Origin of the sequence: Burkholderia sola (assembly GCF_905400185.1) — a bacterium.
GTDB lineage: Bacteria > Pseudomonadota > Gammaproteobacteria > Burkholderiales > Burkholderiaceae > Burkholderia > Burkholderia sola.
The window spans coordinates 2,311,944-2,325,442 of the sequence record NZ_FR989676.1 but is presented as its reverse complement, the minus strand read 5'-3'; the positions used below and the strand labels follow the sequence as shown (position 1 = coordinate 2,325,442).

At 68.4% G+C, this 13,499-nt stretch carries 12 protein-coding genes; 8 read left to right on the top strand and 4 right to left on the bottom strand.

Annotation, left to right across the window (positions count from 1 at the left end; all coding sequences use genetic code 11):
• Positions 1-62: 62 nt before the first annotated feature.
• On the bottom strand, positions 63-1,370 hold the full coding sequence (shiA, locus tag KR541_RS26855) for a shikimate transporter (RefSeq protein WP_089489376.1): 1,308 nt from the start codon (positions 1,368-1,370) through the stop codon (positions 63-65).
• A gap of 359 nt (positions 1,371-1,729) precedes the next feature.
• Here shiA and KR541_RS26850 point away from each other — a divergent pair, with 359 nt between their 5' ends.
• A complete protein-coding gene (locus tag KR541_RS26850; protein WP_050011065.1) occupies positions 1,730-2,857 on the top strand; it encodes a 4-hydroxyphenylpyruvate dioxygenase family protein in 1,128 nt (375 codons plus the stop codon).
• 45 nt (positions 2,858-2,902) lie between these two features.
• Here KR541_RS26850 and KR541_RS26845 read toward each other — a convergent pair whose 3' ends face one another.
• The 3 genes from KR541_RS26845 to KR541_RS26835 all read right to left on the bottom strand — a co-directional run bounded on the left by KR541_RS26845 (position 2,903) and on the right by KR541_RS26835 (position 5,495).
• Positions 2,903-4,243, bottom strand: a complete 1,341-nt coding sequence (locus KR541_RS26845; protein ID WP_050011066.1) for a type II toxin-antitoxin system HipA family toxin — start codon at positions 4,241-4,243, stop codon at positions 2,903-2,905.
• A 2-nt stretch (positions 4,244-4,245) separates the two neighbouring features.
• Entirely contained in the window at positions 4,246-4,653 is a 408-nt protein-coding gene (locus tag KR541_RS26840; RefSeq protein ID WP_050011067.1) for a helix-turn-helix domain-containing protein, read from the bottom strand.
• A 176-nt stretch (positions 4,654-4,829) separates the two neighbouring features.
• Positions 4,830-5,495, bottom strand: coding sequence for a cation diffusion facilitator family transporter (locus tag KR541_RS26835; protein ID WP_050011068.1), 666 nt, complete (start codon positions 5,493-5,495; stop codon positions 4,830-4,832).
• A gap of 270 nt (positions 5,496-5,765) precedes the next feature.
• On the opposite strand from KR541_RS26835, the gene KR541_RS26830 reads away from it, so the two are divergent.
• From KR541_RS26830 to KR541_RS26800, 7 genes are all read left to right on the top strand, one after another.
• Positions 5,766-6,785: a DNA-binding protein gene (locus KR541_RS26830; protein WP_204384263.1), complete on the top strand. Its 1,020-nt coding sequence runs from the start codon at positions 5,766-5,768 to the stop codon at positions 6,783-6,785.
• A 169-nt stretch (positions 6,786-6,954) separates the two neighbouring features.
• Entirely contained in the window at positions 6,955-7,575 is a 621-nt protein-coding gene (locus tag KR541_RS26825) for a TetR/AcrR family transcriptional regulator (protein ID WP_050011070.1), read from the top strand.
• A 234-nt stretch (positions 7,576-7,809) separates the two neighbouring features.
• Positions 7,810-8,868 carry an NADP-dependent oxidoreductase gene (locus tag KR541_RS26820; RefSeq protein ID WP_050011071.1) on the top strand — a complete coding sequence of 353 codons (1,059 nt, stop codon included), beginning with the start codon at positions 7,810-7,812 and terminating at the stop codon, positions 8,866-8,868.
• A gap of 92 nt (positions 8,869-8,960) precedes the next feature.
• The gene (locus tag KR541_RS26815) at positions 8,961-9,260 is read left to right on the top strand and encodes a putative quinol monooxygenase (RefSeq protein ID WP_050011072.1); all 300 of its coding nucleotides are present in this window, start codon (positions 8,961-8,963) and stop codon (positions 9,258-9,260) included.
• Between the two features lie 144 nt (positions 9,261-9,404).
• Complete coding sequence (locus tag KR541_RS26810; protein WP_006479019.1) at positions 9,405-9,860, top strand: (2Fe-2S)-binding protein; 456 nt, start codon at positions 9,405-9,407, stop codon at positions 9,858-9,860.
• Position 9,861: 1 nt separating this feature from the next.
• A complete protein-coding gene (locus KR541_RS26805) occupies positions 9,862-12,081 on the top strand; it encodes a xanthine dehydrogenase family protein molybdopterin-binding subunit (protein WP_216089909.1) in 2,220 nt (739 codons plus the stop codon).
• Between the two features lie 16 nt (positions 12,082-12,097).
• Positions 12,098-13,402: a c-type cytochrome gene (locus KR541_RS26800; protein WP_050011074.1), complete on the top strand. Its 1,305-nt coding sequence runs from the start codon at positions 12,098-12,100 to the stop codon at positions 13,400-13,402.
• The last annotated feature ends 97 nt before the right edge of the window (positions 13,403-13,499 follow it).

Below are 13,499 nucleotides of genomic sequence, written 5' to 3'. Positions count from 1 at the left end.
GCATGGTCGCATGACCGGCCGCGTGGCCGACCGTGAATCGGGTCGGCCATCCGGTTAGGCGATCATTGCGCCGCCCGCATCCGCGCGGCGACCACCAGCGAGATCAGGCAGCCGGCCGCCAGATAGCCGGCCACGAGGTGCCACGAACCGCCGGCCACGCTGACGAGCCCGACCGCGATGAACGGCGTGAACCCGCCGCCGACGACGCTCGCGAACTGATAGCCGACGCCGGCGCCGCTGTAGCGATATTCGGCGCCGAACAGCTCGGTGAACAGCGGCTGCTGGACGCTTACGACCATGTCGTGCGCGGCGTTCGCCAGCAGGATCGAGAAGATCACGATCCACGCGATCGAGCGCGACTCCAGCGCGACGAAGAACGGCACCGCGGACGCAAGGCCGATCAGCGCGCCGATCAGGTAGATGCGGCGCAGGCCGTAGCGATCGGCCAGCCACGCGAAGCAGGGGATCGTCACGCAGCTCACCGCGCCGACCAGCAGGCCGATGTTCAGGAACAGGTCGCGCGACATGCCGAGGTTTGTCGTCGAATAGCTGAGCGCGAACGCGGTGACGATGTACATCGTGAACAGTTCGGCGAGCCGCAGCGCGACGATCAGCAGGAACGCCTTCGGGTGGCGCGTCAGCGCTTCCAGCACCGGCAGGCGCAGCTTGCGGTTGCCGTGCTCGACCTTGTCGACGAACTCCTGCGATTCGTCCATGTTCTTGCGCACCCAGAGCCCGATCAGCACCAGCACGATGCTGAACACGAACGGCAGGCGCCAGCCCCACGACTTGAACGCGGCCTCGCCGAGCGTATGGCTCAGGATCGAGACGATGCCGGTGGCCAGCACGAGCCCGACGCCGTAGCCGACCTGCACGCCGCTGCTGTAGAACGCCTTCTTCTGCTTCGGCGCGCTCTCGACGGCCATCAGCGCCGCGCCGCCCCATTCGCCGCCGACCGCGAAACCCTGGATCGCGCGCATCAGCACCAGCAGCACGGGCGCCCACCAGCCGATCGTCGCGAACGTCGGCAGCAGGCCGATCGCGACCGTCGACAGCCCCATCAGCATCACGGTCAGCACGAGCATCCGCTTGCGGCCGAGCCGGTCGCCGTAGTGGCCGAACACGATGCCGCCGAGCGGCCGGAACAGGAAGCCGACGCCGAAGGTGGCGAACGCCGCGAGCGTGCCCATCGTCGGGCTGACTTTCGGGAAAAACTCGGAATTGAATACCAGCGCGGCGACGATTCCATACAGCAGGAAGTCGTACCAGTCGACGACGGCGCCGACGAAGCTGCCGATCGCGGCCTTGCGGGCCTGGCTGCGTGCACGCGCGCCGGCGGCGGCGTCGAGGGTGTCGAAGGTAGGGGTCATGGCGGTGTCTCCTGGCACGGCGCATCGTGGAATCGTGGCGGCGCCGCGTCCGATGCTGCATTGAAGTCGATGGGTGAACGGAGAATAGGGCGCGCGCCGCACGGCGGCAATTGGCCAATCGGATAATGCGCGCGATTATCGTTCAATTTCGTGCGATTATCGAACGATTTTCGGGTTTGCACTAGGCGGCGTGTCGATATCCCGTTCGGCCGGGGTGTGCCGCCGTGAACGATCTGGTTAAAATCTGCAGCATCGACAACTCGCCCGTCCGGGGCGGAAGTGCGGCCGCCACATCGGCCGCGCATGCCGCACGCGACAGGCACCATTCCCCCATCGACCGCATGCCCCCGGAGACTGGAATGCCCGGCAATTCCCACCCGTTATCCAGCGATACGCCGCCCGTCGCCGATCCGGCCGCCAATCCGCTCGGGATGGCCGGCCTCGAATTCGTCGAATTCGCGGCGCCCGTGCCGGACGCGCTTGCGCAGCGCTTCGAGCAGTTCGGGTTCAAGGCGATCGCGCGGCACGTCAGCAAGAACGTCACGCTGTACCGGCAGGGGCAGATGCATTTCCTGATCAACGCCGAACCCGAGTCATTCGCCGCGCGCTATGCGGAGGAATACGGGATGGGCGTGTGCGCGATCGGGTTGCGCGTGGCGAACGCCCGGCGCGCGTTCGAGCGCGCGATCCAGCTCGGTGCGTGGGCGTTCGAAGGCGAAAAGGTCGGCGTCGGCGAACTGAAGATTCCGGCGATCCAGGGCATCGGCGATTCGCACCTGTATTTCGTCGACCGGTGGCGCGGGCGGGACGGCCAGCGCGGCGGCGTCGGCGACATCTCGATCTTCGACATCGATTTCCGACCGATCGACATCGCGACCGCGCATACCGATCTCGATTGCGCGGGCGTCGGCCTGCAGCAGGTCGACCACTTCACGCAAACCGTCGGCGCGGGCCGCATGCAGGAGTGGCTGGATTTCTACCATGACTTGCTGCATTTCCGCGAGATCCACCAGATCGACGCGCATTGGCATGTGTCGGAGGAATCGCGCGTGATGGTGTCGCCGTGCGGCGCGGTGCGGATTCCGGTCTATGAGGAAGGTACGCGGCGCACCGAGCTGATGCATGCGTACCTGCCCGACCATCCGGGCGAGGGCGTGCAGCACGTCGCACTGGCCACCGACGACATCCTGGCGTGCGTCGATGCGCTGCGTGCGAACGGTGTCGAGTTCATCGAGCCGCCCGCACGCTATTACGACGACGTCGATGCGCGGCTGCCGGGGCACGGCGTCGATCTCGACGCGCTGCGCGGCCGCGCGGTGCTGGTCGACGGCGAGATCGGCAGCGACGGCGTGCCGAGGCTGTTTTTCCAGACCTTCGTCAAACGCCGTCCCGGCGAGATCTTCTTCGAGATCGTGCAGCGCAAGGGGCACCACGGGTTCGGCGAGGGCAACCTGGCGGCACTCGCCCGCGCTCGCGACGCCGGCTGAACGACCTGGCGCCGGCGGCCGTTACGCCGCCGCGCATGCCTTCGATCACGCCGGATCGGCCGCCGCGAGCTTGCGGCTGTGCCGACGCATGCCGTCGAAGATCGCGTCGGCCACGTCCGCCGGAAAATCCGCCGGGATCTGCGCAGCGGCTTCGGCAATCGCGGGCTCCGTCCGTGCGGCGACGGCCGCCATCGCGACGCGCACGTCGTCTTCAGTCAGGCCGACGCGGCGGCCCTGCGCGATCCAGTGGCGCGGCTGGATTTCGCCGATCACGTAGTGCCGGTTCTTCCCGCAGACAGCCATCGCGAGGCGTGCGCGGCGCGGCGGAATCTGGTTGCGGCGCGTGCCGATGATCGGATGCGCGGACAGCACGTCGTACAGCGGCGTGCTTCGATACGCATTGCCGGGCAGGTGCGCGATGCTGAAATTCTTCGCGTGGCCGTCGATCGCCGCCAGCACCCAGAACACGAGCTGGGCGACGAAAAAATTCATCCGGTCGCGCGACGCTTCGGCCGAGTTCGCGAGGATGCCCATGATCGTCTCGATGCCGGGGCCGCCGTCCGATTCGTATTTCGCTCCCGATGGCGTGCCGGTCGCCTGGCACATGTCCTCCTGCGGCAATCGCAGGATCCACGAGCCGTCGCGCGACGGACGCCGGTCGAAGCGCTCGACGATCAGCGCCTTCTGGTCGTCGAACCGGCCGATCTCGCACGGCGCGACCGGCAGGCCGTACGCGGCGACGAGTTTCGAGCACAGCCATTCGTTTTCGACGGACGTGCGCATGTCGGCCTGCATGTTGCCGACACGCCCGAGCGGCAGCTTGAAGATGTGCGTCGTCGGCGTGCTGCCCGACGGCCGCAGCCAGCGATTGCGCCGACGCAGCAGCGCGGTCTTTTCCTGCGCGCCGGCAATCGACAGGCGCAGGTCGGCGTCCGGCTCCGCGCGGCCGGGCAACGGCGCGGCGGTCGCGTGGCGCAGCACGTCGGCGACGGCTGCGTCGTCGAGCGTCGCGCCTTCGATGGCCTCGAGATCGACCGGCGTCTCGCCCGGCGGCAGCATCTGGATCGCGCCGACGCAGTCGCGGCCGATCGACGCGAGCAATTCGAACGGCGCCGTCGATCCGAGCCGGTAACGCTGCGCGATGCGGCGGCGGATCGGCTCGCTGTCCGGCAGCAGGTTGTCGAAGTAGTCGGCCACGATCGCGCCCTGGTGCGGCTGGTTGCCGGGCGTGAAGGGCAGCGACAACGACAGGGGCCGGCCCTGGGGATCCTCGAGCCAGTCCGGCAGGTAGACGAGACGTTCGACGCCGCGGCGGATTTCCCAGTACCCGACGGGAATGCCGTTCATCCACAGGTCGAGCCGGTCGTGGCGGGCACGTCCGGCCATCGTCACCAGTCCTCCCGCTTCGACACGCGTGGCCTGGCGCGAGTCGTCGCTGCCGGGCGCTTCCGCGCGGCGTCGGCCGCGGCTCCGGTCGAGGCCTGGGCGGCCGTGGCGCCGCGCTTGCTCGCGACCGGCTTGCGGCGCGCCGGCGGCTCGGCGCCGGAAGCCGAATCGGCCGCTTCCGCCGGCGCATCCCGTTCGTCCGGGCTGAGCATCATCCGAACGCCGAGCGCATTCAGCACCTTGAAAAGCCGTTCGATGCTGACCGCCGACGGGTTGGCTTCGAGCTGGGCATAGGATTGCTGGGTGATGCCGAGGCGGGCGGCCAGTTGCGCCTGCGTGAGTCCCGCGGATTTCCGGAAGCCGACGAGTATCGGGCGCAACTGGGTCAGGGTCTGGACTGGAAAGGCCATCGGGCGCTCCGCGAGATGACAGGCGATCGTTTGTAATCGGAAAATACAGTTTATGGCATGTATTGTACAAATACAAATCATAGCCTGTATCAACGAAAAACAAACGATAGCCTGTTACGCGGGGCCGATCGTACAGGCATGGGCGCGAATCGGGCGTTGGGCGACACCCGCGGCGTTCACGACCCGCGCGTCGAGCGATTCGCCCAATCCGCCCATGCCGGCCACTGCGCCCAGCCGCGACGGACGAACCCGGCGCCCGTGCGGATCACGAGCGCGCCGATCGCGAGCGCCGCGAGGTCGTCGAGACGGCCGAAGCCGACCAGCGCCGCGCTCATCGCGAGCGCCGCGAGCAACGACGACAGCGCATCGGTCCGCACGTGCCAGCCGCTCGCCTCGAGCAGCGCGGAGCCGGTCTCGCGCGCCTTGCGCAGCATCCAGTACGACAGCACGGCCTTGCCGGCGAGCGTGACGACAACCAGCGCAAGCGCGGTCGCGCCCGGCTGCACGACGGGCGGCGTATCGAACCGCGTCAGCGCATGCCAGATCATCTGCGCACCGGTTACGGCCAGCAATGCGCCGAGGCCCGCGAGCGCGAGCGGCTCGTAGGTCGGGCGGCGCTCCGGCGGCAGGCGCGCGTCGAACCGGCAGGCGACGAGGAGCAGCGCATCGGCTGCGAGATCGATCGCCGCGTGCGCGACGTCCGCGAGCAGCCCCGACGAATGCGCGGACCATGCCGCCGCCGCCTCGACGGCGAGCAACAGCAGGTTGATCGCGAGGCTGACGGCGAGGGCGCGGGACGTGGCTGTGTAAACGTGGGACGTGGCGCGCGACGGGCGCTGCATGGCGGGTTCGTCTGTAGAAAACGGGGGGAAGCTCGAACGCTACCGGTCGACGATGGCAGGTCCGTGACAGGCGGCCGGATAGCGGGGCAACGGGGCGCGATGCTCGACGCGAAGGCGGGCTGGGCGGGAAGATTCAACGCTGTGATCGGGGAGGGCCGCCCGAAGCCGACGATTCAACATTATAGAAATAATGTCAAATCTAAACCCTGAAAAATTGGGTATTTAACGGTTTACGTTATATTATTTACGAAATTTCCTTCGAAGCCCGCCATGTCCGACCTCGCCGCCGATGAACCCCGCCTGACCGCCGAAATCGAGCGCCTCAAGGCCGACTTCCCGAAAACCCGCGAGCTGTACCGCGAAGCCTGCGCACTGCTGTTCTTCCGTTTCGGCATCACGCCGACGGCCAACCGCCTGTACCAGCTCGTGCGCAAGGGCAGCATGAGCACGCCGACAGCCGTTCTCGGGGAGTTCTGGGCCGAGCTGCGGGAAAAGAGCCGTGTGCGCATCGAGCATCCGGACCTGCCGGCCGATCTGCAGGCGGCGGCCGGCGAACTGGTTGCGGCGCTATGGAACCGGTCGAGCACCGACGCGGCCGCCGCACTCGACGCGCTGCGCGCGGAAGTCGAGGCCGAGCGGGCAGCGGCGCAAGCAGAAGTGGCGACGCTGCAAGCCGAACTGGCCCGCACCGAAACCGCGCTGGAGCAACGCACGGCCGCGCTGCTGGCTGCGCAGGTCCGCATTCAGGAACTGGAGCAGGCAAGAGCGGCGGACGATGCATCGCGGCGGGCAATGCAAGCGGATATCGAACGCCTGAAGGCAGACAACGCGGAGGGCGACCGTGCACTCGCGCAGGCCCGTGCGGACTTCACCACCCAGCTCGACCGGCTGCGCGACGACACCGGGCGCGCCGAAGAGCGGCTGCGCGCATCGGAAAAGCGGGCGCTTCAGGAAATCGATCGCGAGCGGCTCGCGACCGTGCGCTTGCAAAAGGAACTCGACGCGGCGACATCGCGCGCGGAACAGCGCGACGCGCAGCAGCGGAAGGAAGCGGCCGCGCTACAGGCACAACTCGGTGACGCGCTGCATCGCTGCGGCGTGCTTCAGGGGCAGCTCGACGGCGCACTGGCGGCCGACGCGGCGCGCAGCGCCGAACTTGACGCGCTGAGGCGCGAGATGGCGGCGCGGGTGCGCCGGCCGCCGTTGCGCGGCGTCAAGACCATCCCGGCCGTCGAGCGGAGCGAGCGGCGGGCGCGCACGAGAAAGCGTGCCGACGAAGCGCCGCGCTGACGGCGAAACCGAGTCGTCGACATGACGCGCCACGCGCAGACGGCACGCGCGGGCGAGCAGCACGCCGGCCGGGCATTGGGCGCACGACTGGGATCGGGTAAAGTGCCGCTCAACATGCCGGCTCGACGTTACTAGACGACCGGTCTAATCGTTGCTACCATACGCCATCATGAATGCATCTTCAGGCGCCGAAGTCCGCCAGCACATCCTGAACATCGCGAAGCCGATCATGCTCCACAAGGGGTTCTCGGCGGTCGGTCTGAACGAGATTCTCGCTGCAGCGGGCATCCCGAAGGGCTCGTTCTACCATTACTTCGGCTCGAAAGAAGCATTCGGCGAAGCGCTGCTCGAATCGTATTTCGAAGGCTATCTCGCGCATCTCGACAAGCTGCTCAAGCAGCAGGCCGGCACGGGCGCCGAGCGCCTGATGACGTACTGGGGCAACTGGCTGCACACGCAATGCGCGGACGATCCGGAAGGCAAGTGCCTCGCGGTGAAGCTCGGCGCGGAAGTGTCGGATCTGTCGGAAGCGATGCGCGCGGTGCTGCGGCGCGGCACCAGCCAGATCATCGAGCGGCTCGCGGGCGGCATCGAGGCCGGGCTCGCCGACGGTTCGCTGAGCGGCGTCGACGATCCGTCGCACACGGCCGCGATCCTGTACGAGCTGTGGCTGGGCGCGACACTGCTGGAAAAGATTCACCGCAACCGCCAGCCGCTCGAAAGGGCGATGGCCGAAACGCGGCGCATGCTGAGCCTGCCGCCGGCCGCATCCGACGGTGCGCAGTCGTAGTCCGGGCGCGCACCGGCGCGCCTTGTTTTTGCCTTGACCCTAGACGACTGGTCTACTCAATCACTCATGACGAACGCTTCACGCCGCGTTACGCTGTCCCGATCGTTCCCACCGCCTGCCTGCGACCGCACCGGCCTGCTTGCCGATGCCGCCGCAGACGCGCACTTCCCGCTGGTCCATCCCTGATCCGATCGTGCCCACGAAGCACGTTCATTCCTGTTGACGGAGGCACACATGCCGCAAAGCAAGATCGCAAACCGCCAGATCGTCCTGAATTCGCGCCCGGTCGGCGCACCGACGCCGGACAACTTCCGCGCCGAAACCGGTGACGTGCCGGTTCCCGGCCCCGGTCAGGTACTGCTGCGCACCGTCTGGTTGTCGCTCGACCCGTACATGCGCGGCCGGATGAGCGACGCGCCGTCCTATGCGCCGCCGGCCGAACTGGGCCAGCCGATGGTCGGCGGCACGGTCAGCCGCGTGGTGTCGTCGAACCTGCCCGCGTTTCGCGAAGGCGATCTCGTCGTCGCCGGCGCCGGCTGGCAGGACTACGCGCTGTCCGACGGACGCGACCTGATCCCGCTCGGCCGCGATTTCGCGCACCCGTCGTACGCGCTCGGCGTGCTCGGCATGCCGGGCTTCACCGCATACACCGGGCTGCTGAAGATCGGCGAACCGAAGGCCGGCGAAACCGTGGTCGTCGCGGCCGCGAGCGGTGCGGTCGGCGCGGTGGTCGGCCAGATCGCGAAGCTGAAGGGTTGCCGCGTGGTCGGCGTCGCGGGGGGCGCCGACAAGTGCGCGTACGTGACCGGCACGCTCGGCTTCGACGCGTGCGTCGACCATCGCGATCCGGCGTTCGCCGCGAAGCTGAAGGACGCGTGCCCGAACGGCATCGACGTGTATTTCGAGAACGTCGGCGGCGCGGTGTTCGACGCAGTGTGGCCGCTGCTGAACGACCATGCGCGGGTGCCGGTCTGCGGCATCATTGCGCACTACAACGATGCGGCCTACGACGACAAGGCCGTGTCGACCGGCCGTGACCGCGTGCCGGCGCTGATGGGCGCGATCCTGCGCAAGCGCATTCGCGTGCAGGGTTTCATCATCCTCGATCACTATGCAACCGGCTATGCGCCGTTCCTGAAGGACATGAGCGAGTGGGTTGCGCAGGGCAAGGTCAAGACGCTCGAGGACGTCGTGCCCGATCTCGCCGACGCGCCGCAAGCGCTGATCGGCTTGCTGGCCGGCAAGAATTTCGGCAAGGTCGTCGTGCGCGTCGGCCCGGACGAACTGGCCTGATCCCGCCGTTCGGCGACAGACAACCGCTGCACGCTGGCGTCGCGAGACGCCGGCTTGTGGCATGCTCGTTTCCGTTTTCAAAGGAGTAGAAAATGGCGCTTCACGTGATTGCTTCGCTGTTCCTGAAACCCGAACACGCGCAGGCCGCCGAGGCCGAACTGCGCGGCATGGTCGCGAAGACACGCACCGAGCCGGGCAACCGGCGCTACGACCTGTTCCGCGAGCAGGACGGCGCGCCGACCCTGCATCTGTACGAGATCTACGACGACCAGGCGGCGTTCGACGCGCATCTCGCCAGCCCGTATTTCGGCGAATTCCGCACGAAGTCGGCCGACTGGTTCACCGCACCGCCCGTCATCAAGGTGCTGTCGGCCATCGACGTGGCCGAGTAACGACGCAAGCACGCAACACCACCGCCGCGGCTCGCCCGCACCCGGGCCGCGCGGCACCCGTTGCGCACGACGCAACGGCGACGCCCCCATGACGCGGCGCGCATCGTTCGCGCCGCTCCCCAATACAACGGCCCCGGAGGCTGAATGATCACCCTCAACATCAACGGCGAAACCCGCTCGGTCGACGCCCCCGACGACATGCCCTTGCTCTGGGTGCTGCGCGACGTCGTCGGCCTGACCGGCACCAAGTTCGGCTGCGGGATCGCGCAATGCGGCGCGTGCACCGTGCATCTCGACGGCGTGGCCGCGCGTTCGTGCGTGCTGCCGGTCGCCGCCGTCGCGGGCCGCAAGATCACGACGATCGAAGCCGTCGGCGCGACGCCGGCTGGCCACAAGGTCCAGCAGGCGTGGCGCGAGCTCGACGTCGTCCAGTGCGGCTACTGCCAGTCGGGGCAGGTGATGGCCGCCACCGCGCTGATCGCATCGAACCCGAACCCGAGCGATGCCGACATCGACGCGGCCATGGCCGGCAACATCTGCCGCTGCGGCACGTACCACCGCATTCGCGCGGCCGTCAAACAAGCCGCGAAGGAGGCCTGACATGTCGCGAGGACTCCTCGAAGCAGGCAGGGTCGGCGCCGGTGTGTCGCGCCGCGGGTTTCTGAAACTCGGCATGTCGCTCGGCGCGGCGGCCGGCGGCGGCTTGCTGCTCGGCTTCAGCCTGCCGGCGGCGGGCGACGATGCGCGCCGCTCGGTGATCGGCGGCGACGCAGCCGAGCCCGCACCGTCGGGCGTGTTCGCCCCGAACGCATTCGTGCAGATCGACCGCGCCGGCAAGATCACGCTGGTGATGCCGAAGGTCGAGATGGGGCAGGGTGTCTATACGGCGCTGCCGATGCTGATCGCGGAAGAGCTCGAGGTGCCGCTGTCGAGCGTCACGCTCGATCATGCGCCGCCGAACGAGAAGCTGTTCCTCGATCCGCTGCTCGGCGGCCAGCTCACCGGCGGCTCGACGTCGGTGCGCTACGCGTGGGAACCGCTGCGCCGCGCGGGCGCCACCGCGCGCACGCTGCTGGTCTCGGCGGCCGCGAAGCAATGGAACGTCGATCCGGCCAGTTGCCGCGCGACAAACGGCGAAGTGCAGCATCCGCCGACCGGCCGGCGCGCATCGTACGGCCAGTTGGCCGACGCCGCGGCGAAACTGCCGGTGCCGAAGGACGTCGCGCTGAAGCAGCCGGCGGATTTCAAGCTGATCGGCACGCCCGCGAAGCGCCTCGATTCGCCGGAGAAGGTCGACGGCACCGCGCAGTTCGGGCTCGACGTGCGCCTGCCCGGCATGCTGTACGCGGTGATCGTGAACAGCCCGGTGTTCGGCGGCACGGTCGCGAGCGTCGACGACACGGCGGCGAAGAAGATCCCCGGCGTGCGCCAGGTCGTGCGCGTCGACAACGCGGTCGCGGTGGTCGGCGACCACACGTGGGCCGCGAAGCGCGGCGCATCGGCGCTCGTCGTGAAGTGGAACGAAGGCGCGGGCGCGAAGGTGTCGACGAAGGACCTGTTCGCGGATCTCGCGCAGGCGGCGGCGAACGGCAAGGGCGCGGTCGCGCGCAAGGAAGGCGACGTCGGCAACGCGTTCGCGAACGCCAAGACGCGCGTCGACGCCGTCTACGAACAGCCGTTGCTCGCGCACGCGACGATGGAGCCCGTGAACTGCACGGTGCACGTGCGCGGCGACGGCTGCGATATCTGGGTCGGCACGCAGGTGCCAACCCGCGCACGGGACACGGCACAGCAGTTGACCGGCCTGTCGCCGGACAAGATCGTCGTGCACAACCATCTGCTCGGCGGCGGGTTCGGCCGGCGGCTCGAGACCGACATGATCGGGCAGGCCGTGAAGGTCGGCAAACAGGTCAATGCCCCGGTGAAGGTGATCTGGACGCGCGAGGAAGACGTCCAGCACGACATGTACCGGCCGTGCTACTACGACACGCTCTCGGCCGGCCTCGATGCGAACGGCAAGCCGGTCGCGTGGCGGCACCGGATCGTCGGCTCGTCGATTCTCGCGCGCTTCGCTCCGCCCGCGGTCAAGGACGGCGTCGATCCCGACGCGGTCGAGGTCGCGGCCGAGCTGCCGTACGACCTGCCGAACCAGCTCGTCGACTACGTGCGCCAGGAGCCGCGCCACGTGCCAACTGCGTTCTGGCGCGGCGTCGGGCCGACGCGCAGCACGTTCGTCGTCGAAAGCTTCATCGACGAACTGGCCGTGCAGACCAAGACCGACCCGGTGCAATACCGTCGCGCGCTGCTCGACAAGACGCCGCGCGCGCTCAACGTGCTCGACGTCGCGACGAAGGCGGCCGGTTGGGGCGCGTCGCTGCCGAAGGGGCAAGGGCGCGGCGTATCGGTGATGCATGCGTTCGGCAGTTTCTTCTCGATCGTCATCGACGTCGCGGTGGACGGCGGCGAAGTGCAGGTCAAGCGCGTCGTGTGCGCGGTCGATTGCGGGATGGTCGTGAATCCGAACACGATCGAGGCGCAGGTGCAGGGCGGCATCATCTTCGGGATCACGGGCGCGCTGTACGGCGAGATCACGATCGAGGACGGCCGCGTCGTGCAGACCAACTTCACCGACTACCGGATGATGCGAATCAACGAGGTGCCCCCGATCGAAGTCCATCTGGTGAAGAGCGGCGAGGCGCCGGGCGGGATCGGCGAGCCGGGCACGGCCGCGACCGCGGCGGCGCTGGCGAACGCGATCTTCGCGGCGACCGGCACGCGGCTGCGCAAGCTGCCGGTCGGCAACCAGCTGAAAACGGCCTGAGGAGGAGGGGACGACCATGCGACATCTCACCCTGAACCCGAATGCACTCCGCGCGTCGCTGCTCGCGCTGTCCGCACTGCTGGCCGGCACGGCCGCGCAGGCCGCGCAAGCGGCGCCCGCCGACAGCGCACTCGTCGCGCGCGGCGCGTATCTCGCGAAAGCCGGCGACTGCGTCGCGTGCCACACCGCGCCGCGCGGCACGCCGTTCGCGGGCGGCCTGAAGATGGTCACGCCGATGGGCGCGATCTACACGACCAACATCACGCCCGACCCGGAGACCGGCATCGGCGGCTATACCGAAGCCGAGTTCGCCGGCGCGTTGCGCAAGGGCGTCGCGAAGGACGGTCACAATCTGTATCCGGCGATGCCGTATCCGTCGTACGCGAAGCTGAGGGACGACGACGTGAAGGCGCTGTATGCGTACTTCATGCACGGCGTCGAACCGGTGAAGCAGGCGAACCGGCCATCCGACATCCCGTGGCCGCTCAACATGCGCTGGCCGCTCGCGTTGTGGAACAAGGTGTTCCTCGACACGACGCCATACGCGGACAAGCCGGCGAAGGACGCAATGTGGAACCGCGGCGCGTATCTCGTGCAGGGGCTCGGGCACTGCGGGTCGTGCCACACGCCACGCGGTGTCGGCTTCCAGGAGAAGGCGCTCGACGAAAGCGGCGCGGCGTTCCTGTCGGGCGCGTCGATCGACAACTGGTTCGCGTCGAACCTGACCGGCGAGCACAACACCGGGCTCGGCCGCTGGAACGAGGCCGACGTCGCGCAGTTCCTGAAGACCGGCGCGAACCAGCACGCGACCGCGTTCGGCTCGATGGTAAGCGTGATCAACCACAGCACGCAGGAACTGACCGACGACGATCTGGCATCGATCTCGCGCTACCTGAAATCGCTGCCGGCGGCAGGCGGCACGGGCGCGCCGCCGTACCGCTACGATCCGAAGGCGACGCAGGCCGCGCTGGGCCGACCGGCAACGGATCCGGGCGCGAAGGTGTATAACGCTTACTGCCTGCATTGCCACGGTGTGGACGGGCGCGGCTACGCGCCGCTGCTCGCGCCGCTCGCCGGCAATCCGAACGTGCTCGAGGCCGATGCATCGTCGCTGATCAACGTGACGCTGAACGGCAGCGACACGCTCGTGATCGGCGGCGTGCCGTCCGCGTATCCGATGCCGGCGTTCTCGAACCAGTTGAACGACCGGCAGATCGCCGACGTGCTGACGTTCATGCGCGCCGGCTGGAACAACGGCGCGCCGGCCGTGCAGGCGGCGGACGTCGCGAAACTCCGCAAGGCGACGGCGGCCGCGCACTGAACGCGGTGCGCCGCGCAACGATGGCGGGCCGGCGTGCCTGCCGTCGACGCCGCCGGGTGCGTGCCTGCCCCGGCGGCTTGGCTTTTTCTGTCAACCG